This window comes from Sphingomonas soli NBRC 100801 (assembly GCF_001591025.1).
Classification (GTDB): domain Bacteria; phylum Pseudomonadota; class Alphaproteobacteria; order Sphingomonadales; family Sphingomonadaceae; genus Sphingomonas; species Sphingomonas soli.
The window spans coordinates 102,687-127,898 of the sequence record NZ_BCTZ01000016.1; the positions used below are offsets into that span (position 1 = coordinate 102,687).

Annotated in this window: 28 protein-coding genes; 17 read left to right on the forward strand and 11 right to left on the reverse strand. The window is 65.3% G+C overall.

What is annotated here, in order from left to right; all coding sequences use genetic code 11:
* Window positions 1-24: 24 nt before the first annotated feature.
* The gene (locus tag SSO01S_RS12945) at window positions 25-591 is read right to left on the reverse strand and encodes an HNH endonuclease (RefSeq protein WP_066799349.1); all 567 of its coding nucleotides are present in this window, start codon (window positions 589-591) and stop codon (window positions 25-27) included.
* Between the two features lie 95 nt (window positions 592-686).
* Here SSO01S_RS12945 and gluQRS point away from each other — a divergent pair, with 95 nt between their 5' ends.
* The gene (gene gluQRS / locus SSO01S_RS12950; RefSeq protein ID WP_066799351.1) at window positions 687-1,538 is read left to right on the forward strand and encodes a tRNA glutamyl-Q(34) synthetase GluQRS; all 852 of its coding nucleotides are present in this window, start codon (window positions 687-689) and stop codon (window positions 1,536-1,538) included.
* Window positions 1,539-1,547: 9 nt separating this feature from the next.
* The gene (locus SSO01S_RS12955; protein ID WP_066799353.1) at window positions 1,548-1,772 is read left to right on the forward strand and encodes an HIG1 domain-containing protein; all 225 of its coding nucleotides are present in this window, start codon (window positions 1,548-1,550) and stop codon (window positions 1,770-1,772) included.
* On the opposite strand, the gene SSO01S_RS12960 is transcribed toward SSO01S_RS12955, so the two are convergent.
* Window positions 1,773-2,423 (reverse strand): glutathione S-transferase family protein, encoded by a 651-nt coding sequence (locus SSO01S_RS12960; protein WP_066799355.1) that lies wholly within the window; start codon window positions 2,421-2,423, stop codon window positions 1,773-1,775.
* A gap of 47 nt (window positions 2,424-2,470) precedes the next feature.
* Here SSO01S_RS12960 and SSO01S_RS12965 point away from each other — a divergent pair, with 47 nt between their 5' ends.
* The 3 genes from SSO01S_RS12965 (at window position 2,471) to egtD (ending at window position 5,416) form a co-directional block, all read left to right on the forward strand.
* A complete protein-coding gene (locus SSO01S_RS12965) occupies window positions 2,471-3,016 on the forward strand; it encodes a cob(I)yrinic acid a,c-diamide adenosyltransferase (protein WP_066799357.1) in 546 nt (181 codons plus the stop codon).
* A 53-nt stretch (window positions 3,017-3,069) separates the two neighbouring features.
* Window positions 3,070-4,326, forward strand: a complete 1,257-nt coding sequence (gene egtB / locus SSO01S_RS12970) for an ergothioneine biosynthesis protein EgtB (protein WP_066799362.1) — start codon at window positions 3,070-3,072, stop codon at window positions 4,324-4,326.
* Between the two features lie 112 nt (window positions 4,327-4,438).
* Window positions 4,439-5,416 (forward strand): L-histidine N(alpha)-methyltransferase, encoded by a 978-nt coding sequence (egtD, locus tag SSO01S_RS12975; protein WP_066799363.1) that lies wholly within the window; start codon window positions 4,439-4,441, stop codon window positions 5,414-5,416.
* Between the two features lie 40 nt (window positions 5,417-5,456).
* Here egtD and SSO01S_RS12980 read toward each other — a convergent pair whose 3' ends face one another.
* Window positions 5,457-6,386: a DUF1176 domain-containing protein gene (locus SSO01S_RS12980; RefSeq protein WP_066799364.1), complete on the reverse strand. Its 930-nt coding sequence runs from the start codon at window positions 6,384-6,386 to the stop codon at window positions 5,457-5,459.
* A 63-nt stretch (window positions 6,387-6,449) separates the two neighbouring features.
* Here SSO01S_RS12980 and SSO01S_RS12985 point away from each other — a divergent pair, with 63 nt between their 5' ends.
* A complete protein-coding gene (locus SSO01S_RS12985; protein WP_066799365.1) occupies window positions 6,450-7,319 on the forward strand; it encodes a 3-hydroxyacyl-CoA dehydrogenase NAD-binding domain-containing protein in 870 nt (289 codons plus the stop codon).
* A gap of 64 nt (window positions 7,320-7,383) precedes the next feature.
* Here the strand turns inward: SSO01S_RS12985 and SSO01S_RS12990 are convergent, their stop codons facing one another.
* Window positions 7,384-8,703, reverse strand: a complete 1,320-nt coding sequence (locus tag SSO01S_RS12990; protein ID WP_066799366.1) for a NupC/NupG family nucleoside CNT transporter — start codon at window positions 8,701-8,703, stop codon at window positions 7,384-7,386.
* Window positions 8,703-9,170, reverse strand: coding sequence for a surface-adhesin E family protein (locus SSO01S_RS12995; protein ID WP_066799368.1), 468 nt, complete (start codon window positions 9,168-9,170; stop codon window positions 8,703-8,705). The genes SSO01S_RS12990 and SSO01S_RS12995 overlap by 1 nt, the downstream gene beginning before the upstream one ends.
* A gap of 121 nt (window positions 9,171-9,291) precedes the next feature.
* Here SSO01S_RS12995 and SSO01S_RS13000 point away from each other — a divergent pair, with 121 nt between their 5' ends.
* The 6 genes from SSO01S_RS13000 to SSO01S_RS13025 all read left to right on the forward strand — a co-directional run bounded on the left by SSO01S_RS13000 (window position 9,292) and on the right by SSO01S_RS13025 (window position 13,070).
* A complete protein-coding gene (locus SSO01S_RS13000; RefSeq protein WP_066799370.1) occupies window positions 9,292-9,978 on the forward strand; it encodes a queuosine precursor transporter in 687 nt (228 codons plus the stop codon).
* 9 nt (window positions 9,979-9,987) lie between these two features.
* Complete coding sequence (gene argB / locus SSO01S_RS13005) at window positions 9,988-10,884, forward strand: acetylglutamate kinase (RefSeq protein ID WP_066799372.1); 897 nt, start codon at window positions 9,988-9,990, stop codon at window positions 10,882-10,884.
* A 70-nt stretch (window positions 10,885-10,954) separates the two neighbouring features.
* Window positions 10,955-11,260 (forward strand): YggT family protein, encoded by a 306-nt coding sequence (locus SSO01S_RS13010; RefSeq protein WP_157073776.1) that lies wholly within the window; start codon window positions 10,955-10,957, stop codon window positions 11,258-11,260.
* A complete protein-coding gene (locus SSO01S_RS13015; protein ID WP_066799374.1) occupies window positions 11,247-11,564 on the forward strand; it encodes a DUF167 domain-containing protein in 318 nt (105 codons plus the stop codon). The genes SSO01S_RS13010 and SSO01S_RS13015 overlap by 14 nt, the downstream gene beginning before the upstream one ends.
* Window positions 11,554-12,429: a bifunctional methylenetetrahydrofolate dehydrogenase/methenyltetrahydrofolate cyclohydrolase FolD gene (gene folD / locus SSO01S_RS13020; RefSeq protein WP_066799375.1), complete on the forward strand. Its 876-nt coding sequence runs from the start codon at window positions 11,554-11,556 to the stop codon at window positions 12,427-12,429. The genes SSO01S_RS13015 and folD overlap by 11 nt, the downstream gene beginning before the upstream one ends.
* Window positions 12,429-13,070 (forward strand): MarC family protein, encoded by a 642-nt coding sequence (locus SSO01S_RS13025; RefSeq protein ID WP_066799376.1) that lies wholly within the window; start codon window positions 12,429-12,431, stop codon window positions 13,068-13,070. The genes folD and SSO01S_RS13025 overlap by 1 nt, the downstream gene beginning before the upstream one ends.
* Here the strand turns inward: SSO01S_RS13025 and SSO01S_RS13030 are convergent.
* The gene (locus SSO01S_RS13030) at window positions 13,027-14,793 is read right to left on the reverse strand and encodes a hypothetical protein (protein WP_066799440.1); all 1,767 of its coding nucleotides are present in this window, start codon (window positions 14,791-14,793) and stop codon (window positions 13,027-13,029) included. The two genes, SSO01S_RS13025 and SSO01S_RS13030, sit on opposite strands and share 44 nt — an antisense overlap.
* A 172-nt stretch (window positions 14,794-14,965) precedes the next feature.
* On the opposite strand from SSO01S_RS13030, the gene SSO01S_RS13035 reads away from it, so the two are divergent.
* A complete protein-coding gene (locus SSO01S_RS13035) occupies window positions 14,966-15,343 on the forward strand; it encodes a GtrA family protein (protein WP_245646768.1) in 378 nt (125 codons plus the stop codon).
* Window positions 15,343-16,071 carry a class I SAM-dependent methyltransferase gene (locus tag SSO01S_RS13040; RefSeq protein WP_066799378.1) on the forward strand — a complete coding sequence of 243 codons (729 nt, stop codon included), beginning with the start codon at window positions 15,343-15,345 and terminating at the stop codon, window positions 16,069-16,071. The genes SSO01S_RS13035 and SSO01S_RS13040 overlap by 1 nt, the downstream gene beginning before the upstream one ends.
* Here the strand turns inward: SSO01S_RS13040 and SSO01S_RS13045 are convergent.
* Window positions 16,068-17,087 (reverse strand): glycosyltransferase family 2 protein, encoded by a 1,020-nt coding sequence (locus SSO01S_RS13045; RefSeq protein ID WP_066799379.1) that lies wholly within the window; start codon window positions 17,085-17,087, stop codon window positions 16,068-16,070. The genes SSO01S_RS13040 and SSO01S_RS13045 overlap by 4 nt on opposite strands.
* A 381-nt stretch (window positions 17,088-17,468) precedes the next feature.
* Here SSO01S_RS13045 and SSO01S_RS13050 point away from each other — a divergent pair, with 381 nt between their 5' ends.
* Both SSO01S_RS13050 and SSO01S_RS13055 read left to right on the forward strand, forming a co-directional pair.
* The gene (locus SSO01S_RS13050; protein ID WP_066799380.1) at window positions 17,469-19,667 is read left to right on the forward strand and encodes a TonB-dependent hemoglobin/transferrin/lactoferrin family receptor; all 2,199 of its coding nucleotides are present in this window, start codon (window positions 17,469-17,471) and stop codon (window positions 19,665-19,667) included.
* Between the two features lie 14 nt (window positions 19,668-19,681).
* Window positions 19,682-20,665 carry a DUF6607 family protein gene (locus SSO01S_RS13055; protein WP_066799381.1) on the forward strand — a complete coding sequence of 328 codons (984 nt, stop codon included), beginning with the start codon at window positions 19,682-19,684 and terminating at the stop codon, window positions 20,663-20,665.
* 72 nt (window positions 20,666-20,737) lie between these two features.
* Here SSO01S_RS13055 and SSO01S_RS13060 read toward each other — a convergent pair whose 3' ends face one another.
* Together SSO01S_RS13060 and SSO01S_RS13065 are read right to left on the reverse strand one after the other, a co-directional pair.
* Window positions 20,738-22,825: a RelA/SpoT family protein gene (locus SSO01S_RS13060; protein ID WP_066799382.1), complete on the reverse strand. Its 2,088-nt coding sequence runs from the start codon at window positions 22,823-22,825 to the stop codon at window positions 20,738-20,740.
* Window positions 22,826-22,874: 49 nt separating this feature from the next.
* Window positions 22,875-23,192 (reverse strand): CC_3452 family protein, encoded by a 318-nt coding sequence (locus SSO01S_RS13065; protein ID WP_066799384.1) that lies wholly within the window; start codon window positions 23,190-23,192, stop codon window positions 22,875-22,877.
* 147 nt (window positions 23,193-23,339) lie between these two features.
* Between SSO01S_RS13065 and SSO01S_RS13070 the strand changes: the two genes are divergently transcribed.
* Entirely contained in the window at window positions 23,340-23,816 is a 477-nt protein-coding gene (locus SSO01S_RS13070; RefSeq protein WP_066799388.1) for a winged helix-turn-helix transcriptional regulator, read from the forward strand.
* Between the two features lie 15 nt (window positions 23,817-23,831).
* On the opposite strand, the gene SSO01S_RS13075 is transcribed toward SSO01S_RS13070, so the two are convergent.
* Together SSO01S_RS13075 and phbB are read right to left on the reverse strand one after the other, a co-directional pair.
* On the reverse strand, window positions 23,832-24,254 hold the full coding sequence (locus tag SSO01S_RS13075; protein WP_066799390.1) for an acyl-CoA thioesterase: 423 nt from the start codon (window positions 24,252-24,254) through the stop codon (window positions 23,832-23,834).
* A 216-nt stretch (window positions 24,255-24,470) separates the two neighbouring features.
* Window positions 24,471-25,193, reverse strand: coding sequence for an acetoacetyl-CoA reductase (gene phbB / locus SSO01S_RS13080; protein WP_066799392.1), 723 nt, complete (start codon window positions 25,191-25,193; stop codon window positions 24,471-24,473).
* Window positions 25,194-25,212 lie beyond the last annotated feature (19 nt).

Here is a 25,212-nt window from a genome sequence, read left to right on the forward strand (position 1 = left end):
TATTAATATAATACAGCCCGAAATTCAAGCCTCCAGCTCGACATCCCAATAGAGCCAGTCGCGCCAGGTTTCGTGAAGATGGTTGGGCGGGAAGCGGCGGCCATGCTCCTGAAGCTGCCAGCTTGTCGGCCGGATCGGCTCGATATGGAGCGGCATCGCCGCTTCTTTCGGGGTGCGCCCGCCCTTTTTGAGGTTGCAGGGCGCGCAGGCGGTGGCGACATTTTCCCAGGTGGTTCGCCCGCCCTGGGCGCGGGGAATGACATGATCGAAGGTCAGGTCGCGATGCGTGCCGCAATATTGGCAGACGAACTTGTCGCGCAGAAAGAGATTGAAACGCGTGAAAGCGGGGAATTGCGAGGGCCGGACGAATTGCTTGAGCGCGATCACCGAAGGCAGCTTCAGTGTCGCGCTGGGACTTCGAACCTCGCGTTCGTAAAAGCTGACCACATCGACCCGATCGAGAAACAGCGCCTTGACCGCAGTCTGCCACGGCCACACGGAGAGCGGATAATAGCTGAGCGGCGTATAATCGGCGTTGAGGACGAGCGCGGGGCAACCATCCAGATGGCGGATCAGATCGGGATGATACATGCACACCCTTTCGCCCGTTTGCGCGCTCCGCAACTGCCAGCGAAACGTGACAGACATGAGACTGCACAGGCCGTGACTCGCGGTCAAGAGTCGGGATGATGGTCGTCACCCGATTTGCGCCGAGCCCCACCGGGCGGCTGCATCTGGGCCATGCCTGGTCCGCGATCCTCAGCCATGATTTCGCGCGCGCGCAGGACGGCCGCTTCCTGCTGCGGATCGAGGATATCGACGGCACCCGATCGCGGCCCGAACATGTCGAGGCGATCCTGGCCGATCTCGAATGGCTGGGGCTGCGCTGGGACGGGGACATTATATTCCAGTCGCAGCGGCTGCCGCTCTACGAAGCCGCGCTCGGCCGGCTCCGCGCGATGGGCCTGCTCTATCCCTGCTTCTGCACCCGCGCCGATATCGCCGCGAGCACCACCGCCCCGCATGGACCCGAGGGGGCGATCTATCCGGGCACCTGCCGCGGGCTGGGGGCACCCGACCTGAGCAAGCCCCATTGCTGGCGGCTGGATATGGCGAAGGCGCTTGCGATCGTGCCCGGGGCCGGGAAGGAACTGGTGTGGCACGACCATGGCGCTTCGGTTCTCGCCACGCCCGCGCTTGCCGGCGATGTCGTCCTCGCCCGCAAGGATGCGCCGGCCTCCTATCACCTCGCCGTTACCATTGATGACGCGGCGCAGGGCGTTACCCATGTCGTTCGCGGCACCGATCTGTTTCATGCGACGCATATCCATCGCCTGCTCCAGGCCCTGCTCGATCTGCCCACCCCCGAATATCGCCATCACGCGTTGCTCAGCGGGCCGGACGGCCAGCGGCTAGCCAAGCGTGATGGCGCCCCAACGCTGGAGGCGATGCGCCTGTCCGGCATGGATGGTCGTGCGCTTGCCGATCAGCTTCGCGCAGGACTGCTCCCAGTTGGAATCGCGTCCGCAAAGGCGTAAGTCAGCTTCATGAAGCTCTTTCTCGCCTTCGTGCTGCTCGCGCTCGTGATCTCGGTCGGGGTCGTGCTGATCTGCGGACTCGTCAACATGGCGGGTACGACCACCGCCGATCTGGAGGGCGAAGGCCCCAGCCAGCGTGCGCTCAAATCGAACAAGCTGATGATGCAGCGAATCCTGCTCCAGGGCGTGGCGATCTTCGTGATCTTCGTGATCCTGGCGACGATGCAGGGCTGATCAGCCGATCTGGCTGGCCTCGAACGCCGCCAGTTGCGCGGCGAATGCGCGCTTGAACGCCGGCCGCGCCTCGGCCCGCGCGACATAGGCGGCGAGGTTCGGGAACTCGTTCAATATCCCCGAATGGCTCAGCCGCCGCAGCGCGTCCACGACCATCAGATCGCCGGCGGTGAATTCGCCTTCCAGCCAGTCGCCGTCCCCCAGCCGGCCGGAAAGGAAGCGCATCCGCCCACGCACGCGATCGTCCACCATCTGCCGGCGCTCCGCCTGCCAGTCCTTTCCTGTTTCCAGATAGGCAACGACCTCGCGGTCGGCGATCACCGGCTCGATCGTCCCGGCGGCCGAAAACATCCAGGCGATCGCCCGCGCCCGCCCTTTCGCGTCCTCGGGAAGCAAGCCGGGGAAGCGCTCGGCGATGTGGAGCACGATCGCCCCGGTCTCGAACAATGTGAGATCGCCTTCCTGATAGGTTGGGATCTGCCCGAAGGGCTGGCGCGCCAGATGCTCCGGCTCCTTCATCTCGGCAAAGGAAAGCGCCTGCACCGTATAAGGCTGCCCCGCTTCCTCCAGCGCCCAGCGCACGCGCATGTCGCGCGCCATGCCCCTTCCGCGATCGGGCGATGCTGCAAAAGCGGTGATCGTGATGGTCATTCCCTGGGGTCCTTCCGCCGGTTCGACGCGCAGGCTAGAAGCAGGTGATGGTAAAGCTCAACAAGATCTACACCCGCACCGGCGATGACGGCACCACCGGGCTGGTCGATGGCTCGCGCATCGCCAAGTCCGCGCCGCTGATGGCGGCGATCGGCGATGTGGACGAAGCGAATTCGGCGATCGGCATCGCCCGCACCTATTTCATCGGCGACGATTTCGATCACACGCTCTCGCGCATCCAGAACGATCTGTTCGATCTCGGTGCCGATCTCGCCACGCCCCCCAACATCGAGGGTGCGTTGCGGATCGTTGCGTCGCAGGTCGAATGGCTGGAGCAGCGCATCGATCACATGAATTCGGCGCTGGAGCCACTGACCAGCTTCATACTTCCTGCTGGCGATGCATCGGCGGCCGCGCTCCACCTCGCCCGCGCGATCACACGCCGGGCAGAGCGCGCTGCCGTCGCCGCCGATGCCACTGGCTGGCCGCTCGCGTATCTCAACCGTCTCTCCGATTTCCTCTTCGTCGCCGCGCGTGCGGTGAACCAACAGGGGATGGGAGACGTTCTTTGGGTCCCAGGAGCTTCGCGCTAGGCTGTTTTCCAGCGCGGATCGACCTTGGCCGTGGCCGCGCTTGGAGAACATGAATGCGAACAGAGCGCGAGTCCCAGATCGCGGCATCGCTTGCTGATCGTTTTGCGCGCACCCGTGCGCTCAGCGCGGAGCTGGCAGAGCCGCTCTCCGATGCCGATGCCACGATCCAGTCGATGGACGATGCCTCGCCCGCCAAATGGCATCTCGCGCACACGAGCTGGTTCTTCGAAACCTTCGTCCTGCGCGATCATGTGCCGGGTTATGCTCTTCACGACGAGCGCTTCCCCTTCCTGTTCAACAGCTATTACGAAGCCGAAGGCGCGCGCCATGCCCGTCCGTCGCGCGGCATGCTGTCGCGGCCTTCGCTCGAAGAGGTGCTGGCCTATCGCCGAGCGGTCGACGAAGCGCTGCTCGCAGCGTTGCCCGGCCTCGCGCCCGATGCCGCCGCGCTGGTCACGCTTGGCATCAATCATGAAGAGCAGCATCAGGAATTGCTGCTGACCGATATCCTCCACCATTTCTCGGTAAACCCGCTGGAGCCTACGCTTTGGCAAGGTGCGCCCAAGGTACCCGTGGCGATGCCCGGCCCGATCGGCTGGATCGAAGGGCATGCGGGCATTGTCGAGATCGGCCATGCCGGAGATGGCTTCGCCTTCGATTGCGAAGGCCCGCGGCACCCGGTGCTGCTGGCCCCGCATGCCCTGGCGAACCGCACGGTGACGAACGGCGAATGGGCCGCCTTCATCGCCGATGGCGGCTATCGCACGCCCGCCCACTGGCTGTCCGATGGCTGGGGATGGGTTCAGGCGAACGGCATCGAAGCCCCGCTTTACTGGCGGATGGAGAAGGGTGCCTGGACGCGCTTCGGGCTGGATGGCCGCCGCCCGATCGACCCCGCCGCGCCCGTCACGCATGTGAGCTTCTACGAGGCGGATGCCTATGCGAGCTGGGCGGGGGCGCGCCTGCCCACCGAATTCGAATGGGAGGCTGCAGCGGCGTCGCACGATCCCGCCAGCGGCAATCAGCTCGACGCCGCCTGCCCGGTCGAGCCGCGGCCCTCCGCCGACGGTGCCGCCTTTTTCGGCGATGTATGGGAATGGACGCGCAGCGCCTATCTTCCCTATCCCGGCTTCCGTGCCGCTGAGGGTGCGGTCGGCGAATATAATGGCAAGTTCATGAGTGGGCAGTGCATCCTGCGCGGCGGCAGTTGCGCCACGCCGCGTGGGCATCTGCGCGCCAGCTACCGCAACTTCTTTTATCCGCACCAGCGCTGGCAGTTCACCGGCGTGCGTTTGGCCAAGGATCTGTGATGGCTTCTATTCGTCATCCTCGCGAAAGCGGGGACCCAGAGCCGCGCGCGGGGTCTTTTGTTACCCTGGGTTCCCGCTTTCGCGAGGATGACGAGGGCGGGGAATGCACGCCATGCTGAAGCAAGAAGCCGAAGACGGCCAGACGACTCTCGCCGATCCCAATTTCCGCGCCGATGTGCTCAACGGCCTGTCGCTCAACCCGCGCGCCATTCCCGCACGCTGGTTCTATGATCGCCGCGGTTCGGAGCTGTTCGAGGCGATCACCGAACTGCCCGAATATTACCCCACCCGCACCGAAACGGCGCTGCTGGAGCGGATCAGCCCCGAGCTTGGTGCCCTCGCCGCGCCCGATGCCGCGGTGGTCGAATTCGGTTCGGGCTCGTCCACCAAGACGCCGATCCTGCTGCGCGCGATCCAGCCCGCCGCTTATGTGCCGATCGATATTTCGGGCGATTTCCTCCGCCAGTCCGCCCGCGCGCTGTCGGCGGATTTCCCCGGCCTGCCCGTCTATCCGGTCGAGGCCGATTTCCTCCGTCCTGTGCCCTTGCCGACTGAGGTCGCAAGCCTTCCCAAGCTCGGCTTCTTCCCAGGCTCGACGATCGGCAACATGCAGGCGTTCCACGCAGTCGATCTGCTGCGCGCGATGCGCGCGTGGCTGGGGGAGGGGGCGCGGCTGCTGATCGGCATGGACCGGGTCAAGTCGCCGGACGTGCTGGTGCCCGCCTATGACGACGCCCAGGGCGTGACAGCCGCGTTCAACCTCAATCTGCTCGAACGGATCAATCGCGAGCTGGACGGCACGATTCCCGTGGACGCATTCCGCCACCGCGCGATCTGGAACGCCGATGCGGCGCGGATCGAGATGCATCTGGAGGCGCAGCGCGACCTCGCCTTCACCGTCGATGGCCGGGCGTTCCATATGACTGCGGGGGAGAGCATCCACACCGAGAACAGTCATAAATACGGCCCGAACGGCGCCCGCATGCTGCTCCGTGCCGGAGGCTGGACGCCGATCCGCGAATGGACCGATCCCGAGGAATGGTTCACGCTGATCCTGTGCGAGGCGCAGACGCTGCGCCGTGCACCCTAGGGTTTGATCCGTCCGCTATTCAAGCCAGATGGATATTGCCTCAGCGCCACTCCGGCCGGGCGCGGAACACGGTCAGCCAGTTGACCGATCCGCGGCATTCGCCGAGCACGCGGGCTTCGATCATCCGGAATCGGCTGCCGTCCCAAACCCAGCTTTGCGATGTGCCGCAATCGCCGATCCCGCGCCCCTTGGACGAGCTGGTCAGCACCCCGCCTTCAGTGGTGCCAAAGGATGCGTTGGTCAGGATCGCGGGATCGTCGCCCTCCATCCAGTCCGGCGCCACGTCGAATTCGGCGGGTGCGCCCTTGCCGCTGCGCAGCACAAAGGCGGCGGCGTTGAAATTATACGCGCCCGATCCGCACGGGATGAGCACTAGCGTGGTTGCAGCATCGAGTCGGTAGCGCTCGACCGGCAGGTCCGCCGCCGTCAACGACAGGTCGCAATTGCCCAGCTTCGCCAGTTCGCCCAGCACCGCCCTGGTCGGGCTTTCGGGTGCGGCCCTGGCGGTGCGGAGCGCTGGAACCACGGGAAGCGGTGCCGCGCCGCCGCGCTGCTCTGCCTTGATATAGTTCAGCGTCGCGGCCATCCCGGCGAGCGAGATGCGGCCAAGCGTGCGGGCGTCGCTGCGCAATTCCAGCCAATTTCCGGCCGCCATCGCCGTGGCCAGCGCCTCGGCGGGCGCGCCGCTCACCCGGTAATTCTCGCCGACCGTGCCGCTCGCAACCTGCTTGCCGTCGACCAGCAAGATCACCGGGCCGCGCACCGGATCGGCGGGGTCGATCGCGATGCTGAGCGTACCGTCCGCCTCGCGGGTCAGCAGCGTCTGACTGGGCGCGGTGCCGAGTTGTTCGGGTGCCTGCAGCGCGGTCGCTTCGCAGCGCCCCACATTGTCACACGCCACCGCCCAATCGTCGAAGACCTGCTCCTGTGGTGGGGTCTGCGCGGCGAGGGCAAGGAGCAAGGAAAGCATGGCGACCACTCTAGCCGAATGCGCCTTGCAGCGGTAGTGGCGGGCCAGAACAGGAGAGTTTAGATGAAGACGGTTGGCGTGATCGGGGCGGGGCAGATGGGCGCGGGCATCGCGCAGGTTTCGGCACAGGCCGGGTATCGCGTGCTGCTGTCCGACGTGGATCAGGCGCGCGCCGAAGCAGGCAGGGCGGGAATCGCGAAGCAGCTTGCCCGTGCGGTCGAGAAGGAAAAGATCGCACAGGCCGATATGGATGCGGCGCTTGGGCTGATTGAATGCGTTGGCGGCACCGATGCATTCGCCCCGTGCGATCTGGTCATCGAAGCCGCGACCGAGCGTGAAGCGATCAAGCGTCAGATCTTCGAGAATGTCGGCAAGGTGCTCCGCGCCGATGCGATCCTCGCCAGCAACACCTCGTCGATCCCGATCACCCGCCTGGCCCAGGCATCGCCCGATCCAGCGCGCTTCATGGGCGTGCACTTCTTCAATCCGGTGCCCGTGATGGGCCTGATCGAGCTGATCCGCGGGCTTGCGACATCCGATGCCACGGTCGCGGCGGTCGAGAAGTTCGGCCAGTCGCTCGGCAAGCGCATTGTCCATGCCAATGATGCGCCGGGCTTCATCGTCAATCGCGTGCTGATGCCGATGCTCAACGAGGCCTGCTTCGCGCTGGGCGAAGGCGTCGCGACGATCCCCGATATCGATGCCGCGTGCCAGCTCGGCCTAAATCACCCGATGGGGCCGTTCACACTCGCCGATTTCATCGGCCTCGATACCTGCCTGGAAATCACGCGGGTGCTGTTCGAAGGCACCGGCGATCCCAAGTTCCGCCCCGCGCCGCTGCTGGTGAAGTATGTCGAAGCCGGCTGGTATGGCCGCAAGACCAGGCGCGGCTTCTACGACTATAGCGGCGCGGAGCCTGTGCCGACGCGGTGATCCTGTTCTTCGTCATCCCCGCTCTCGCGGGGATGACGGTTATGCAGTCCGGACGGGTCAAGCTCTAGGGGAGCAGCAACCCCGCCAGTGCGGCTGACATCAGGTTCGCGAGGCTGCCTGCGATCAGCGCGCGGATGCCCAGCTTGGCGATCATCGGGCGCTGATTGGGGGCCAGGCTGCCGGTCGCGGCCATCTGGATCGCGATCGAGCTGAAATTGGCAAAGCCGCACAGCGCGAAGGTGATGATCGCCACGGTGCGCGGGGCTAGGTCCTTCATCATGCCCAGATCGATGAAGGCGACGAATTCGTTGAGCACGAGCTTCGTGCCGAACAGTCCGCCAGCAGCCACTGCTTCGCTCCACGAGATGCCGAGCAGGTACATGACCGGCGCGAACACCGCGCCGATGATCTTCTGGAAGCTGAGATCGGTGAGATAGGTCTGCGCCCAGCTCTGGAAGCCGGCGCCGAACGTTCCGGAATGCGCGGCGATCCAGTTGCCCAGCCCGCCGAGCAGGCCGTTGGCCAGCGCGACCAGCGCCACGAACGCCAGCACCATCGCGCCCACCGCGACGGCGATTTTCACGCCGGTCGATGCACCGCTGGCGGCGGCCATGATCAGGTTCGAGGCGCGCTCTTCCTCTTCGACCTCGACTTCGACCGCCTTGATGACGTCGTCTTCCGGCGCGCCTTCGAGCGGCAGTTCGCCGTCCTTGGGTGCGATCTCGTCGGGCATGATGATCTTTGCCATCAGCAGCCCGCCGGGCGCTGCCATGAACGATGCCGCGAGCAGATAGGGCAGCGACTGCGGACCGAGCAGGCTGGCATAGGCGGCGAGGATCGTGCCGGCGACGCCCGCCATGCCCACGGTCATCACCGCGAAGAGCTGCGACGGGGTGAGCCGCGCCAGATAGGGACGGATCACCAGCGGCGATTCGCTTTGGCCGACGAAGATGTTCGCGGCCGAGCACAGCGATTCTACCTTGGTGACGCCGATCACCTTCTCGATCGCGCCCCCGATCCACCGGATCAGGAACTGCATGATGCCCAGATGGTAGAGGATCGAGACCAGCGCCGCGAAGAAGATGATCACCGGCAGCGCCGCGATCGCGAAGCTGTTACCGCCCAGTTCGGGCTTGGCGAGCGGGCCGAACAGGAAGCTCGTGCCGGCACCGGCATAGCCGAGCAGGGCGGTGACGCCGTTGGACAGGCCGTGGATCGCGGCCACGCCCCAACTGGTTCGCAATACGATCACCGCGATGCCGGCCTGGAGCAGGAACGCGGCCCCGACCACGCGCAGGCGGATGCCGCGCTTGTTGCTGGAAAGCAGGAAGGCGATGGCGAGGATCGCCACGATGCCGAAGATGCCGATAGGAAACTGGTTCATCACGATCCCTTAGCAGCGCGTTCGGCCAGCATGATACGCCCCTTCGCCAGCGGGAGTTCGCTGCCGAGCGATTTGCCGTCCCCGGTCGCGCCTTTCGAACAAACGAATTTCATGAGGGTATCGCCCTGTGTGCCGGGAGCATTGCCTTCCCATTCGCCCGCCATGTCCTCCGCGCCGTCAGACTTGAGCGACGAATCGAACATTTCACCCGTCATGAGGCGGGATTTGCCCGTGGCGCACTGGAACTCGACATGGAAGCGGAACGCGACCGCGCCTTCATCGTCCTTGGCCAGCACCGAGAAGATCATCGCTTCGGTGTTGCCGCCGGCGTTCACCCGGATGCTGTCCACATCGATGAAGGAAATGTTGGTGCCATTTGCGCTGCTGTCGGCAAAGCGCCAGTCGCTGGCGGCTGGAGCCGGCGCGGCGCCCAGCGCCAGGGTCAAAGCTGCGAAATGTGAAAACATGCGTCCCCCGCGTCCCGCAAGGTGCGGGAATCGCGGAAGCTTGGCGCGCTGGCGAGGCGAACGCAAGGCCCAGCCAACTTAGCGGCTTGCGGCGCGCGCAATTGGCGCTAGCGTCTGGGCGATGGCCACGAACCCACCCGCGCTGCAGCGCTCACTTTTTGTCCTTTCGCTCTTTTACGGGGGGATGGTCTGCATCGCAGGCGTGCTCGGCAACAAGCTGGTGTCGCTGGGGCCGCTATCCGCGATCGGCCCGATGCTGGGGCTCGAGCCGCTTGCGGTGGAGGCGGGGATTTTCGCGTTCCTGCTGCTCGTCGCCATTTCGAGCGCGATCGCCGAAGTCCATGGCGCGAAGGTGGCGAACCGCCTGGTCCAGATCGGCTTCGTACCGCTTCTGGTATCAATGGCGCTGATCGAGCTGGTGCTGAGCCTGCCCGCAGGCGCTGGTATGGATCCCGGCAGGCTTACCGCCTTCGAGATGATCCTGGGCCAGAGCTTTCGCATGATGCTCGCCGGGCTGATCGCCTATGGCATCTCGCAGACGCTCAACGTCACGATCTTCAGCCTGTTGAAGGGGCGCGAGGGATCCAGACTGCTCTGGCTGCGCTCCGCGATCGCCAGCGTCCTCTCGCAGGTCGTCGATACGGTGCTGTTCATCAGCATCTCCTTCTACGGCGTGTTTCCGATAGGCGGGCTGATGGTGGGGCAGATGGCGACCAAGATCGTATTGTCGATCCTGTTGGTGCCCGCGCTGATCTACGTGTTTGTCGGGATCGCCCGCGCGCTGGACGGGAAGCCCGCCGCGGCGTAATCGCGCCCGATGACCAATGCTCCCGATCCCGCGCTGCTCGCGAAAGCGGAAACCCTAACCGAGGCGCTGCCCTATCTGCAGCGCTATGCCGGCCAGACCTTCGTGGTGAAATATGGCGGCCACGCGATGGGCGATCCGGAGCTGGCGCGCGATTTCGCCGAGGATGTCGTGCTGCTCAAGGCGGTCGGCATCAACCCGATCGTCGTCCATGGCGGTGGCCCGCAGATCGGCGCGATGCTCAAGCGGCTCGGCGTGGAATCGAGCTTTGTCGGGGGGCTGCGCGTAACCGACGCCGCGACCGCCGAGGTCGCGGAAATGGTGCTGGCCGGCAAGATCAACAAGGAGATCGTCGCCTGGATCGCCGATGCGGGCGGTCGTGCGGTCGGCATTTCGGGCAAGGATGCCGGGCTGGTGATCGCCGAGAAGATCCGCCGCAGCGAACCCGATCCGAATTCGGGCATCGAGCGCCATGTCGATCTGGGCTTTGTCGGAGATCCGGTCTCGGTCGATCCCACGATCCTGTACGCGCTGGCGAAGGAGAATTTCATTCCCGTCGTTGCGCCCGTCGCGCTGGGCGAGGATGGGCAGACCTATAACATCAACGCGGATACCATGGCCGGCGCGATCGCCAGCGCCTGCGGTGCCTCGCGCTTCTTCCTGCTGACCGATGTGGCGGGCGTGCTCGACAAGACCGGCGAGCTTCAGACCTATCTCGATCCCACCCGGATCGAGGAACTGAAGGCGGACGGCACGATCTCGGGCGGCATGATTCCCAAGGTCGAGACCTGCGTGAATGCCGTTCAGGCCGGGGTAGGCGCCGCCGTCATCCTGGACGGAAGGGTGCCGCACGCGATGCTGCTCGAAATCTTCACGCGGCAGGGTGCCGGAACGCTGGTGCACGCTTGATCCTTGTTAGCCCGCATATGTTTCCTGTATCCCGGGGAAAACCGGCGTCGCGGAGAATGAATTGACTCCCATTGTGATCATGCTCCTGCAGATTCTGCAGCTGCTTCTTACCGTTCTGTCGTGGATCATCATTGCGGATGCGATCATGTCCTGGCTGATCGGGTTCAACGTCATCAGCCATTATAATGAGGGTGTCCGCACCGTGCGGATCGCGCTCGAGCGCATCACCGCGCCCATCTACAATCCGGTTCGGCGGATCATGCCCGACACCGGGCCGCTCGACCTGTCGCCGATCGTCGTGCTGCTGATCCTCTACGTTCTCAACAATTACGTGCTGAGGACGGCGATCGAGCAACTCGCCAATGCGAGCTATTGAGGCCTGGCGCGCCAGATCCGGTGGAATCGAGATTGCAGTACGGGTGACCGCACGCGCGTCGCGCGATGCGTTTGCGGCGGGAACGCCAGAGCATTTCGCGGCGAGGCTCGCCGCACCTCCCGTCGACGGGGCGGCGAACGAAGCACTGATCGCGCTTGTCGCGAAAATGTTTGGCGTGGCCAAGCGCGCGGTGACGCTGATCGCCGGGGAGACTTCGCGGTTGAAGCGATTGCGGATCACCGGCGACGCCACAGCGCTGGAAGGAATCGCCGCGAGCCTCTATGGCTCGCCGCATGACGGCTGAGATCATCGACGGAAAGGCCTTCGCGGCCGGATTGCGCGCACGCGTGGGCGAACTGGCAGCGGCGTTCACGCCACAGGCGGGCCGCGCGCCCGGCCTTGCGGTCGTCCTGGTCGGCGAGGACCCGGCTTCGGCCGTCTATGTCCGCTCGAAGGGGAAGGCGACCCGCGAAGCCGGCATGGAAAGCTTCGAGCACCGCCTGCCCGCCGATACGGCGCAAGATGACCTCATAGCGCTGGTCGACCGGCTCAATGATGACGCCGCTGTCGATGGCATCCTCGTGCAATTGCCCCTGCCGAAACATATCGACGAACAGGCCGTGCTCACGCGCATTAGTCCTGACAAGGACGTCGACGGCTTCCACCCGGTCAATGCCGGCCGGCTCGCGACTGGGCTCCCAGGCTTCGTTCCCTGCACGCCGCTCGGCTGCCTGATGCTACTGGAGGACCGGCTGGGCGACCTGTCCGGGCTCGACGCGGTCGTGGTCGGCCGCTCCAATATCGTCGGCAAGCCGATGGCGGCCTTGCTCACCAAGGCGAACTGCACGGTCACCATCGCCCATTCGCGCACCCGCGATCTGCCGCGCCATCTGCGCCACGCCGATATCGTCGTGGCGGCGGTGGGCATCCCGCACTTCGTGAAGGGCGAGTGGCTCAAGCAGGGTGCGGTCGTGATCGACGTGGGCATCAACCGCACCGAAAGCGGGCTGGTCGGCGATGTGGATTTCGCGGGGGCCATGCAGGTCGCCAGCGCTGTGACGCCCGTGCCGGGCGGGGTGGGGCCGATGACGATCGCCGTCCTGCTGCGCAACACGCTGGTGGCGGCACACCGCAATGCGGGAATCCCGCTCGAAAAGGGCGCGATCTGATGATCGAGCTGTTCGTCTCCAGTTTCATCACCTTCTTCGTGGTGATCGATCCGCCGGGCTGCGCGCCGATCTTCGCCGGGCTGACCAGCGGCGCCACTGCCGCGCATCGCCGGGCGATGGCGCTGCGCGCCGTGTTCGTGGCCGCGCTGATCCTGTTCGGTTTCGCCCTGTTTGGCGAGGCGCTGCTCAAAGGCCTGGGCATCAGCCTCAATGCGTTCAAGATCGCAGGCGGGATCATGCTGTTCCTGATTGCGCTCGAAATGGTGTTCGAGAAGCGCACTGAGCGGCGCGAGGACCGGGCGGAGAAGGTGAAGGCCAGCGAAGCGCCCGACGTTTCGATCTTCCCGATGGCGATGCCAATGATCGCGGGGCCGGGCTCGATCGCATCGGTGATGCTGCTGATGTCGCAGAATAGCGGGCCCGAGCGTTCGGGCGTCGTGCTCGCCGCCATGGCCGCGATCCTTCTGCTCACGCTGGTCGCGCTGCTGGCCGCCGGGCCGCTGATGCGGCTGGTGGGTGCCAAGATCGAAGCGGTGATCTCGCGGCTATTGGGCGTGCTGCTCGGCGCGCTGGCGACGCAGTTCGTGATCGACGGGATCAGGGCTTCGCTGGTGGCGGCACCTGCGGTGACGGGGCACTGATCTTCCACAGCTTGAACGGCGAGTTCGTGGGCAACGCCACTGGCGTGAGCCATGCCGGAATCTGGCCCTTCATCAGCTGCGCATAAAAGCCGTTCGGGCCGCGCGAGCGATACAGCGTGGTCTCCGACATATCGGGGCAGACGAGCAGGTAATCGGCCTCGTGCGCGGCCATGATCGTGCGCGCCGCCTCCGCCGTTCCGGTAAAGGCGTGATGCACGTCGAGGATCGCGCGACCGTTGCGATGATAGGGGCCCGCGACGCCATTATGGTTGCTGATCGTGATCAGGCGCGGGCCCATATCGACATGGCTGAACATCGTCGCGCGGGGGATCGCGTTGAGCGGGCGGATCGCGGAGAAACGCGAGCAGGCGCTGTTCGCGCGCGCGACCTTGTCAGGCGTGCCGCCGCCGCCACCCTTTTTCCCGCTCGGCAGATAGGGGAGTACGAACCCGGCGAACAGCCCGGAGACGATCAGGAACGCCGCGACCGAACCGAATACGCGCAGGAAAATCGAGCTGCGCCGCAGGAACCACGGCACTACCACCCAGGCAAGCGCGCATGCGCCTGGCACGCTGAGCATCTGCGCCGCCGGCCCGGCGCGAACCTGCCATAGCAGCATCGCGCCCGCGAAGGCGGTGAACAGGGCGATCGCCGCCCAGCCGACCACCGCCTCCGTCCGGCGCGCGCGCCAGGTCGCGACGCAGGCACCGATGATGCCGATCACCGGCAGCACGGCGATGGGGAAAGCGGTCTTGAGCGCGTGGCGATAGATCGGGCGTGCCTCGCGCACATTGTTGAGCCAGGTATTGGCGAGCTCGTCCGAGACTTGCTCGGGGCGGCCCAGGCATTGCGGGAAGAAATGAACGAAGCCCGCGACGATCGCCGCGCCTGCCGCCGCACCCAGCGCCAGGCGGACGAGGCGGTTCGCCGGGGCAAGGCGGCCGATCAGGAACAGCAAGGCACCCGCCGCGACCATCACCGAGAGCCACACCGGCGTCAGCGCATCGCAGCGCATCACCTGGTTCGCGTTCGAGGCGAAGAGCGCGAAGCCGAGCGCCGATCCGCCCGCCAGCGTGAGGCCATAGACCATCATCCGCCGCGCTTCGGCGGCTTCCCAGACCCAGCGCAGCGCGATGATCGCGCCGGCCATCGCGCAATAAGGCAGCATCTCCAGCCCGATGGTGAGCGAGAAGGCGCTGGAGATGCCGACCGTCGCTCCGCCGCGCGCGCGGCGAGGGTCGGCCAGGCCCGCGACGGTCATCGCCAGCGCGGCAAGCTGCCAGCCGTGATGATCGATGCGCAGCGGCGCATACATCGTCATGGTCGAGGTGCAGCCGAGCAGGATCACGCATGCCAGCGGCCAGCTATAGGGCGCGATCAGCCGGCGCACGGTGAGCGAAAGGCCGGTCATCGTCACCGCGAGCGGGAGCAGAGGCGCGATGCCGCACGCCCAATTTTCCGCGCGCACGCCCAGGAACGGCTTGAGGATCAGGATCAGCGCGGCGATCGGCAGATCGGGCAGGCGCGACCAATGAATGTCGAACCCGCCATTGGCCGGATCGAGGCGATAATTGCGCAGATCGTACCAGCCCTGACCGCCCATCCAGGCGCGAACCTGCATCAAGCGCATATTATCGTCGGTGTCGCCGAGCATCAGCCAATAGATGTTGGCCTGGCGATTGACGAGGAACCACGCGACGACACAGGCCCAGAAGACGAGCATCCAGCGCCACCAATGGCGGCTCAATTCATCGTCGATGCGGAAATCGCGTAGTGACCCGAGCTTCAAAATCGCTTCCCTCGTACTCGCGTCCGCATTAGGGCGGCCCGCACTTCGGGGGCAAGTGATTGTGACGGCATTACTTCGGCGAATCGAGACAATGCGGGCCAGCGGGATGCTCGGCCAGCTGGTGCGCTTCGGCATTGCGGGCGGCATGGCGACCGCGCTCTACACGATCGTCTATTCGCCGCTCGCGGGTTTCAAGATCACGTCCGAGCAGGTGGCGAACCTGTGCGGCTATCTGGTCGCGATGGGCTCGGGCTATGTCATGCACAGCAAATGGAGCTTTCGCGGGCACGGTGCCCAGGCGTCGCAGACCACGTGGCGCTTCTTCATCGTCTCGCTGGTCAGCCTCGCGATCAACAGCTTCTGGGTGTGGCTGCTCACCGACGATGCCGTGCTCAACGGACCATGGTGGTGGCCGCTGATACCGATCCTGTTCGTGACTCCGCTGATCACGTTCGCGCTTAATCGAATTTGGGTTTTTGGCTGATGGACCGCGTAGTTTACGACCGCATGGCCGCGCACGACACCACGCATTGGTGGTACCGCGCGCGCCGCGAGATCCTGTCCGACTATCTCGCGCGCTGGGGCAAGGTGCCCAGGGATGCGCGCATCCTCGAGATCGGCTGCGGCACCGGGCATAATTTGCCGATGCTCGCGCAGTTCGGCGACGTCGATGCGATCGAGATCGATGAGAGCGCGGGTGCCTTTGCCAGCGAGCGGCTGGGCAAGCCGGTCGGCACCTCGCCGCTCCCCGAGCTGGAGGGCGTCGCTCCGGCCAGCTATGATCTGGTCGCGGTGCTCGACGTGGTCGAGCATGTCGACGACGATGTGGCGGCGCTCAAGGGCATCGCACGCGCGCTCAAGCCCGGCGGGCAGATCCTGATCACCGTCCCCGCGCACCAATGGATGTGGAGCGCGCACGACGTGGTGAACCACCACAAGCGCCGCTATTCGAAGAAGACGCTGATCGCCGCGCTCGACGCGGCGGGGCTCAGCTACCGCAAGCTGGGCTGGTTCAACTCGCTGCTCTTCCCCGTGGCGGTCGCGGCGCGCTTCGCGGGCAAATTGATGGGCAAGGACGACAGCGACGATTCGCCGCCGCCCAAGCTGCTGAACACCGCGTTCGAGAAGATCTTCGGGCTGGAACGCCACCTGGTCGGGCGCGTGCCGCTGCCGCCCGGGCTTTCGATCATCGTGCTCGCGATGAAGCCCTAGTTGGCTTCGTCCTGGGGCGGGGCAAAGGCCTTGGCCTCGGCCGTGTCCTCGAACCGGTAGCCCAGCCGCGCATGCCCCATCACCGGGCCGGTGACGTCGGCGACGAGGTAGATCGGCCGCTTCTTCGATTCGACATAGAGGCGACCCAGATATTCGCCGATCATGCCGAGCACGAACATCTGCACCGCGCCGAGCACGACCACGACGAGCATCAGCGAGGTCCAGCCGGCGATCGCATGGCCGAACAGCCAGCCGCCAAGGATGTATAGGATCAGCAGCGCCGATGCGCCGGTGAGCACCAGCCCGGCATGGCTGGCGAAGCGCAGGGGCGCGGTCGAGAAGCCGGTGATCGCGTCGAAGGCGAGGCGCAGCATCTTCGATAACGGATATTTGGTCTCGCCCGCGGCCCGCTCGTGCCGGTCATAGGGGAAGGGCACCTGCTTGAAGCCGACCCAGGCGACCATCCCGCGGATGAAGCGTGCCTGCTCGGGCAGCGACAGGAAGGCATCGAGCGCTCGCCGGCTCATCAGGCGGAAATCGCCGGTATCGAGCGGGATCGGCGTATCGGTGATCCGATCGAGCATCCGGTAGAAGAGCGCGGCGGTCGCCTTCTTGAACAGGCTTTCGCCATCGCGCTTGCGGCGCACGGCATAGACCACGTCCGCGCCCTGCGACTTCATCGCGGCGCGCATGTCGGTGAGCAGTTCGGGCGGGTCCTGCAGATCGGCGTCGATCACCAGGATCTGGTGGCCCGCGCACAGATCGAGCCCTGCGGTAAGCGCGAGCTGGTGGCCATGGTTGCGCGAAAGATTGATCGCAACGAGATGCGGATCAGTGAGCGACAGGCGCTGCATCACCTGCCAGCTTGCATCGCGCGAGCCGTCGTTGATCAGCACGATCTCGTAATCGTCGCCCACCGCTGCCTTGGCCGCCGCCGAGACGCGGCCGTGGAGCAGCTCCAGGCACGCCTCTTCATTGTAGCAGGGAATGACGACGGAGAGCTGCGGACGCTTCATGGGGGCGCGTCTTAGCGATGTTGCTGACTTGCGTCGAGCGGGCGCGGAGGGGCGGCGCGGCGCTCGCCGCGCTGCGCCGATCGCGTCCAAAGGTGACACTAAGGTGACACCAAGGACGCTTCGCGGCGGCGGCGAATGTTCCCCATATCCGCAGTGACGAAGCGGCATCCGGCTGACGATTTCAAAGAGCGGCCGGGAGTGCCGACCGGCCGAGCCAAGCAGGTGAAATCCTACATTGCAAGCGTCGCGATGCGGCGGGCCATCGGGATGGAGACCCAGCGGGCTTCGTGCTTCGAATCGTTACAGGCTTGACCACCCATTCAACCAATCCTAGTGCAGCTCCTAATGCGAATCAGTCGCAATTGCAGGAAGGGGTTGGAAATGAAGCGGGTTTTGGTGACGGGGGTTAGCCTGCTGGCTTGTGCGGTGGCTGCGGCGCCAGCTTTTGCGCAGGAAGCGGCGACGGCAATGACGGTGGCGGAGGCGGTTACCGACGGGGAGACGATCACGGTAACGGCGACGCGGCAGCCCGTCGCGGTGGCCGACGCTCCCGCAACGGTGACGGTGATCGGAGAGAAAAGGATCGCCGACGAACTGGCGACCGACATCAAGGACCTTGTCCGCTACGAACCCGGCGTGACGGTGCCGCGTGCGCCCACCCGCTTCGGCGCGGCGCTGGGCGTTACCGGGCGCGCAGGCAATGAAGGCTTCATCGTCCGCGGCATCGGCGGCAATCGCGTGCTGATCCAGGTGGACGGCGTGCGCGTGCCCGATGGCTTCACCTTTGGCGCGCAATCGGCGGGACGTGGCGATTATGTCGATCTGGGGCTGGTGAAGTCGGTGGAGATCCTGCGCGGTCCGGCATCGGCGCTCTACGGCAGCGACGGGCTCTCGGGCGCGATCAGCTTCGTGACCAGCGACCCTTCCGATTTCCTGACCAGCGGCAAGCCGGTCGGCGGGCTGGTCCGGGCGGCCTATAGCTCGTCGGACAATGAGTTTGCCGAGACGGCGATCGTGGCGGGGCGAACCGGCGAGGTATCGGCAATGGTCGCGTATACGCGGCGCGATTTCAACGAACTGGAAAACAAGGGAACGACCGGCGGCGTCGGCGCGGCGCGCACGATCGCGAACCCGCAGAATGGCCGCTCCAACGCCGTGCTGGGCCGCATCGTCTGGGAGCCGACTGGTGGCCACAAGGTGCGGCTGACCGGCGAATATATCGGCACGCGGCTGGACACCGAAGTGCTGACCGGGCGCAGCGCCACGATCGACCTGCTCGAAGCCAGCGACACCGGCAAGCGCGGGCGGATTGCCGCCGACTGGAGCTGGCAGGGCGAAGGAACGTTCGATTATGCCCGCGTGGCCGCCTATTGGCAGACCGGCGAGGACCGGCAGTTCACCGACGAGGATCGCACACCCGCGGCAGATCGCGAGCGGCTCAATACGTTCGAGAACAGCGTCTATGGCGCGTCGGCGGAAGTGCGGGCAGGCTTCGAGACCGGTTCCGCGACGCACCGGCTGGTCTTTGGCGGGGATGTGAGCCGGACGCGCCAGGAAGGAATCCGCAGCGGCACCGTGCCGACCCCGCCGGACGTGTTCCCGATGCGGGCATTTCCGAACACCGATTATACGATCGCCGGCGCATTCGTGGCGGATGAGATCGCTATCGGCCCGGTGACGCTCTATCCGGCGCTACGCTTCGATGCCTATGATCTCTCGCCGAAGCGCGATGCGCTGCTTCCGGCAGGCATCCCGATCTCGGTAAGCCGCGGTTCGCATTTGTCGCCCAAATTCGGCGCGGTGGTGAAACTGGGCGGGGCGTTTCGCCTGTTCGGCAATTACGCGCAGGGCTTCAAGGCTCCCGAGCCGAGCCAGGTGAACCAGTATTTCGAGAATCTCGCTTTCGGCTACACGTCGCGGCCCAACCCCGATCTGAAGCCCGAGACGAGCGAGAGCTTCGAGGCAGGACTGCGCTATAGCGGCGATGCGGTGAGCGTCAGCCTGACCGGGTTCAAGGCGGATTATGACGACTTCATCTCACAGGAAGTGGTGGGTGGCGCAGGCACGCCCGCCAATCCGATGATCTTCCAGTTCATCAACATCAACCGCGTGGAGGTGGAGGGAGCCGAGGCGAAGATCGACTATCGCAGCCCGGGTGGCTTTACCGCACAGGCTGCACTTTCCTACGCGACGGGCGACGGCATCAACGCCGCAGGCGTGCGTGCGCCGCTTTCGACGATCGATCCGCTCAAGCTGGTCTTTGGCGCCGGCTATCGCGAACCGACGGGGCGATTTGGCGGCCAGCTGATCGCGACCTACAGCGCGCAGAAGGAAGCGAACCGCACCACCGGGGTTTGCACCGGTGCGTGCTACCGGCCGGGTGAATTCCTGATCCTAGATGCCACCGCCTTCGTGCGGCTGACCGAGGGGGTGACGCTGCGCGCCGGGATGTTCAACATCTTCGATCGCAAATATGCCTGGTGGAACGACGTGCGCGGGCTCGCCGATACGTCGGCGGTAAAGGATGCATACACGCAGCCCGGACGCAATGGCAGCGTATCCGTGAGCTACCGGTTCTGATGGGGGAGAGAAGAATGAAGCGACTGATCGTTACCGCCGCACTTTTGCTCGTGCCTGCGCCGTTGATGGCGCAGGCCCCGGCACCGGTTTCGGCCGCCAAATCTGCATTCGAGGCGGACCGCGCCGACATCCTGGCGATGGCAGGCAATTACAAGGTGCGGTTCGACATGCAGGAATCGACGCCCTGGCGCGCGGGCTACACGCCGATCGCGACCAAGGTTTCCGGCGGGCATGAGGTGGTGCGCGTGATCGGCGACACGGGGCGCAAGATCATGCTCCAGCACCTGCTCGTCGTCGACATGGGCGAGGGCAAGAAGATGGTGATCAAGCATTGGCGGCAGGACTGGGAATATGAGCCCGAGCGCGTGCTGACCTATGCCGATCGCGATACCTGGACCTGGACCCGATTGTCGCCGGCCGAGCGCAAGGGCACGTGGTCGCAGACGGTGTATCAGGTCGATGACAGCCCGCGTTACGGCGGCTGGGGCAAATGGAGCGATGTGGGTGGCCTGCGCCGCTGGGAATCGAACCAGAGCTGGCGTCCGCTCGCGCGCCGCGATGCGATCCGGGGGCCCGATTATGACCGCTATCTGGGGGTCAACCGCCATCAATCCAGCCCGGCGGGGTGGATCCACTGGCAGGACAATATCAAGATCGGCCCGGCAGAGGACGCCGCGGCGGGCGGCAAGCTGGAGCCGATCGTCTCCGAATATGTGCTGAACAGCTACACCCGCTTCGACGGCTTCGACGTCAAGTTCGCCGACGATTATTGGGCGGCGACCAAGGGCTATTGGGCGGCGATCCGTGAGGAATGGGCGCGCATCGGCGATGCCAAGAACGGCATCCGCATCACGGAGGAAGCCGATCACGGCACGGTGATCAGCGGACGCGTGCTCGAAATCGCCGACGAGGTGCAATCGGGCAAGACCAGCGAGGGCGATGCGATCCGCAAGGCCAAGGCGCTGATGGATCAGGCGACCAGGGCGGCGGGGGGCTGATCCGGCGCACCGTGTGAACGAGAAAGCGGGAGGGGCGGCCTGCGGGTCGCCCTTTTCCTTGCGACGAAGCGATCAGGCGCGTTCGGCGGAGCTCACCACGTCGGCGGCGCGGAGCGCGGCGAGCAGCTTCATCAGATGCGCGGCGTTGCGGACTTCCAGGTCGATCGTGTTGGTGTGGAAGGTCGTGTCGCGATTATCGAGGCGGAGCCCGAGGATGTTGGCCTTGTGCTGGCCGATCAGCGTGGCGATGGCGCCGAGCGCGCCGGGTTCGTTCTTGAGCGTCACGGCGATCCGCGCGACGCCGCCCTCGGCCTTGTCGCCCCAGGTGAGATCGATCCAGTCTTCCTCGTCGCTGTCGGCGAGATGGGGGCATTCGATCGCGTGGACTTCGATCGGCTGGCCGGCGCGGCGCAGCCCGACGATGCGATCGCCGGGGATGGGCCGACAATCCTCCGCAAAGTTGAACGCGACGCCGGGGGTGAGTCCCTTGATCTCGATCGCGTGCTGCTGCGGCGGATGCTCGTGCTCATTGCCGGTGGCCGAGCCGGGCATCACGGCTTCCATCACCTGCGCATCGGTGAGCTTGCGGCGGGCGATCGCCTCCATCAGCGCCGCAGAATCGGGGAGCTTCAGGCGCTTCAGCGCATCGGCGAGCGCGCTTTCGCCCACCGGGGTGGGCAGGCGCGCGACGATCTCGTCATAGAGCTTGCGGCCCAGCCGCACCGTCTCGTCGCGTTCCTTGTGGCGGATATGGCGGCGGATCGCCGCGCGCGCCTTTCCGGTGATCGCGAAGTTGAGCCAGTTCGCCTGGGGCTCCTGCGCCTTGGAGCGCAGGATCTGGACCTGATCGCCCTGCTGGATCCCGGTGCGCAGCGGCACGACCTGACCGTTGATCTTCGCGCCCACCGCCTGATCGCCGATGTTCGAATGGACGGCGTAGGCGAAGTCGATCGGCGTCGCGCCCTTGGGCAACTGGATCAGCTCGCCCGCAGGGGAGAAGGCGAAGATGCGATCCTGGTACATCGCCATCTTGGTATGTTCGAGCAGCTCTTCGGGGCTGTCGGCATGTTCCAGGATTTCGATCAGGTCGCGGATCCAGCTCACCTGCGTATCGGGGCGGACGGCGTCCTGCTTATATGCCCAGTGCGCCGCGAGGCCGAATTCGGCCTGGGCGTGCATGTCACGCGTGCGGATCTGGATTTCGACGCGGGTATCGCCGGCATGGATGATCGTGGTGTGCAGCGATCGATAGCCGTTGCGCTTGGGCGTCGAGATATAATCCTTGAAGCGGCCCGGCACCATCGGCCAGCGGCGATGGATCACGCCCAGCGCGCGATAGCATTCCTCCTCGGTCTCGACGATCGCGCGGAACGCCATGATGTCGGAAAGCTGTTCGAGCGAGACGTGCCGCTCCGACATCTTCTTCCAGATCGAATAAGGATGCTTTTCGCGGCCCGACAGCTCGGCATCGATCCCGCCGCGCGACAGCAGCAGCTTCAGGCCCGACGCGATCTTGGCGATGCGATCGACGCCCTCCACCTGGAAGGATTCGAGCCGCTTGGTGATCGATTCATACGCTTCGGGCTCAAGCTCGCGGAAGGCGAGCGTCTGCATCTCCTTCATGAACTCGTACATGCCGATCCGCTCGGCGAGCGGGGCATAGATGTCCATCGTCTCGCGCGCGATGCGGCGGCGCTTGTCCGGATTCTTGATGAAGTGGAGCGTGCGCATGTTGTGCAGCCGATCGGCCAGCTTGACCAGCAGCACGCGGATATCGTCGGACATCGCCAGCAGGAACTTGCGGAGATTCTCGGCCGAGCGCTCGGTCTCGCTCTGCGCCTCGATCTTGGAAAGCTTGGTGACGCCGTCCACCATGCGGGCGACATTCTCGCCGAACAGCCGCTGGATCTCGTCCGGCGTGGCGACGGTGTCTTCGATGGTGTCGTGCAGGATCGCGGTGGCGATCGTCTCGTCATCGAGATGAAGGTCGGTCAGGATGCCGGCGACTTCGATCGGGTGGCTGAAATAGGGATCGCCCGATGCGCGCTTCTGGCTGCCATGCGCGTTGACCGAAAACACATAGGCGCGGTTGAGCAGCGCCTCGTCAGCGTCCGGATCGTAGGAAAGTACTCGATCGACCAGTTCATATTGCCGCAGCACAGGACCTAATTGGGGTCCTGTGCTGCTGCATTGCAATGATTTTTGCGGCTCAACGGGCCTTGCTGTTGCACTTTTCCAGCGCAGCGGCGTCAAAATCGGCGCCATTGGCGCGGAAGGCGGTCAGCTTGCCGACTTCCTTGACGACCAGCTCGCACACGATGTTGTCACGCGCATCGGCCTTGGCGGCGACGCAAACGCCTTCGCCGCACTTCCACACGGTGGAACGGCTGACGATCTTGGTCTTGGCGGTGGCGTTGGCGGGAGTGGCCGAATAATAGCCGCGCGCGGCGCCCTGGGCGAAGCCGGTTGCGGGGGTGAGCGCCAGCGTAGCCGCGGCTGCTGCCGCGACGGCAAGAAAGCGATTCATGACAGGTCCTCCTGGGGTCTTCATCGTGCAACTGGGTTGCGAATCACCACCTAATTGACATAAGAGTAAGTTGCAAGCCGAAACGTTTGTTGCGATGCAAAATGTTATCCCGTTCCGGAATTGCGGGAATTGAGGTAAATAGCCTGCATGGGTGCGAACAAATTGCGAGAAGACCTCTCGGCGCTATGCAGCCTTCCCGCAGCGTTGGAGGCGATGGGCGAGCGCTGGTCTTTCCTGATCCTGCGCGGCTCTTTCAACGGGCTCCATCATTTCGAGGAGTTCCAGTCCGAGCTGGGCATCGCGCGCAACATCCTGGCGAACCGGCTCGCGCGGCTGGTCGATCACGGCATCCTCCAGCGCCAGCCCTGCGCCGACGATCGCCGCAAGGTGGAATATTGCCTGACCGACAAGGGCTATGCGCTGCTGCCGACGATGGTGGCGCTGCGGCAATGGGGCGAGCGCTGGGAGACGGGCGTGCCCGCGTCTCCGATCCTGGTCGATGCGCGCGACGGGATGCCCGTTCGCCAGGTGGAAGTGCTGAGCCATGACGGCCGCGCGCTGACCAAGAGCGATCTGCACTGGGCGCTGCCCGAGGATGTGGCATCGGCGCAGGCGGCGGAATAGCCGAAGGGCCGGCGATCAGCCGGTAAGCGATTCCAGCCGGGCGCGGACATTGTCGGGGATCGGCCGGGACTTGCGCGCCGCAAGATCGACATGCGCGCTGACGATCTCGATGCTGGCGTGGTGATCGCGGGTTTCGGCGTGGCAGAGATCGACCTGCATCGTCAGGCTGGAATTGCCGACGCGGCCGACGCGAACGAATGCCTCCACCATATCGTCGAAGCGGAATGACTTCCTGTATTCGACCGTCGCCTTGACCACGTTGAACTCGGCATCGAGCCAGTCGGGGCCGATATCGGCGAGATTGGCCCAGCGCCAGAATTCGGTGAGCGCGACATCGCCATATTCGAGATAGCGCGAATTGAAGACGATCTTCTGTCCGTCGATCTCCGAATAGCGGACGCGGAACGGGGTGGAGAAGGGGAAGCCGGGACGGGTCATGCGGGCGCAATTGCCGGGGATGGGCGGGACGCGCAACTCCGGATTGGCCGCAGGGGCCATCGCGCGAAAGGTGGGCAAGGGTCGAGGGGGCGCGGGCCGAAAGACTGACGCGGGCAAAGCCCGCGTCGCACGGGTTCGGCGGTGCCGACCCGCCGGCCGTAACGGGCGATGCTCGCGTTGCGAGCACCGGGGGCGACGTAGCGCCCCCTTCGCCCGTCAATACATATGCTGCCCGCCATTCACGGACAGCGTCGAGCCGGTGATGAATCCCGCATCTTCCGAGCAGAGGAACGCCACGGTGCGCGCGATCTCGCTCGCCTGGCCGAGGCGGCCGACCGGGATCTTGGCGACGATCTTTTCCAGCACGTCAGCCGGCACCGCCGCGACCATGTCGGTATCGATATAGCCGGGCGCGATCGCGTTGACCGTCACCCCGGCGCGGGCACCTTCCTGCGCCAGCGCCTTGGTGAAGCCGTGGATGCCCGATTTGGCGGCGGCATAGTTCACCTGGCCGTACTGGCCCGCCTGGCCGTTGATCGAGCCGATATTGACGATGCGCCCCCATTTGCGCTCGCGCATGCCGGGGAACACCGCCTTGGCCATGTTGAAGCAACCACCGAGATTGGTGTCCATGACCTCCTTCCACATCTGGTGGGTCATCTTGAGGATGGTGCCGTCGCGGGTGATGCCGGCATTGTTGACGACGACATCGACCGGGCCGAGTTCCTCGGCAACCTGCGCGCAGCCGGCCTGGCAGGCGTCATAATCGGCAACGTCCCATTTGAACGCCCTGATCCCCGTGCGCTCGGTAAAGGCGCGGGCGCGATCGTCATTGCCTGCATAATTGGCGGCGACGATCATCCCGGCATCCTTCAGCGCGACGCTGATCGCCTCTCCGATCCCGCGGGTGCCGCCCGTTACGATCGCTACGCGTGCCATAGAATCTCCTCCCAATGAT

Coding starts and splice junctions, on each gene's coding strand:
- SSO01S_RS13065 (WP_066799384.1), bottom strand. CDS start 23,192: ATGAATCGCTTTCTTGCCGTCGCGGCAGCAGCCGCGGCTACGCTGGCG.
- argB (WP_066799372.1), top strand. CDS start 9,988: ATGACCAATGCTCCCGATCCCGCGCTGCTCGCGAAAGCGGAAACCCTA.
- gluQRS (WP_066799351.1), top strand. CDS start 687: ATGATGGTCGTCACCCGATTTGCGCCGAGCCCCACCGGGCGGCTGCAT.
- SSO01S_RS13035 (WP_245646768.1), top strand. CDS start 14,966: ATGCTCGGCCAGCTGGTGCGCTTCGGCATTGCGGGCGGCATGGCGACC.
- SSO01S_RS12980 (WP_066799364.1), bottom strand. CDS start 6,386: ATGCTTTCCTTGCTCCTTGCCCTCGCCGCGCAGACCCCACCACAGGAG.
- egtD (WP_066799363.1), top strand. CDS start 4,439: ATGCTGAAGCAAGAAGCCGAAGACGGCCAGACGACTCTCGCCGATCCC.
- SSO01S_RS13030 (WP_066799440.1), bottom strand. CDS start 14,793: ATGCTCGTCTTCTGGGCCTGTGTCGTCGCGTGGTTCCTCGTCAATCGC.
- SSO01S_RS13055 (WP_066799381.1), top strand. CDS start 19,682: ATGAAGCGACTGATCGTTACCGCCGCACTTTTGCTCGTGCCTGCGCCG.
- SSO01S_RS12985 (WP_066799365.1), top strand. CDS start 6,450: ATGAAGACGGTTGGCGTGATCGGGGCGGGGCAGATGGGCGCGGGCATC.
- SSO01S_RS12990 (WP_066799366.1), bottom strand. CDS start 8,703: ATGAACCAGTTTCCTATCGGCATCTTCGGCATCGTGGCGATCCTCGCC.
- SSO01S_RS12960 (WP_066799355.1), bottom strand. CDS start 2,423: ATGACCATCACGATCACCGCTTTTGCAGCATCGCCCGATCGCGGAAGG.
- SSO01S_RS13070 (WP_066799388.1), top strand. CDS start 23,340: ATGGGTGCGAACAAATTGCGAGAAGACCTCTCGGCGCTATGCAGCCTT.
- SSO01S_RS13050 (WP_066799380.1), top strand. CDS start 17,469: ATGAAGCGGGTTTTGGTGACGGGGGTTAGCCTGCTGGCTTGTGCGGTG.
- SSO01S_RS13045 (WP_066799379.1), bottom strand. CDS start 17,087: ATGAAGCGTCCGCAGCTCTCCGTCGTCATTCCCTGCTACAATGAAGAG.
- phbB (WP_066799392.1), bottom strand. CDS start 25,193: ATGGCACGCGTAGCGATCGTAACGGGCGGCACCCGCGGGATCGGAGAG.
- SSO01S_RS12945 (WP_066799349.1), bottom strand. CDS start 591: ATGTATCATCCCGATCTGATCCGCCATCTGGATGGTTGCCCCGCGCTC.
- SSO01S_RS13015 (WP_066799374.1), top strand. CDS start 11,247: ATGCGAGCTATTGAGGCCTGGCGCGCCAGATCCGGTGGAATCGAGATT.
- SSO01S_RS13000 (WP_066799370.1), top strand. CDS start 9,292: ATGGCCACGAACCCACCCGCGCTGCAGCGCTCACTTTTTGTCCTTTCG.
- SSO01S_RS12995 (WP_066799368.1), bottom strand. CDS start 9,170: ATGTTTTCACATTTCGCAGCTTTGACCCTGGCGCTGGGCGCCGCGCCG.
- SSO01S_RS12965 (WP_066799357.1), top strand. CDS start 2,471: ATGGTAAAGCTCAACAAGATCTACACCCGCACCGGCGATGACGGCACC.
- egtB (WP_066799362.1), top strand. CDS start 3,070: ATGCGAACAGAGCGCGAGTCCCAGATCGCGGCATCGCTTGCTGATCGT.
- folD (WP_066799375.1), top strand. CDS start 11,554: ATGACGGCTGAGATCATCGACGGAAAGGCCTTCGCGGCCGGATTGCGC.
- SSO01S_RS13025 (WP_066799376.1), top strand. CDS start 12,429: ATGATCGAGCTGTTCGTCTCCAGTTTCATCACCTTCTTCGTGGTGATC.
- SSO01S_RS12955 (WP_066799353.1), top strand. CDS start 1,548: ATGAAGCTCTTTCTCGCCTTCGTGCTGCTCGCGCTCGTGATCTCGGTC.
- SSO01S_RS13075 (WP_066799390.1), bottom strand. CDS start 24,254: ATGACCCGTCCCGGCTTCCCCTTCTCCACCCCGTTCCGCGTCCGCTAT.
- SSO01S_RS13040 (WP_066799378.1), top strand. CDS start 15,343: ATGGACCGCGTAGTTTACGACCGCATGGCCGCGCACGACACCACGCAT.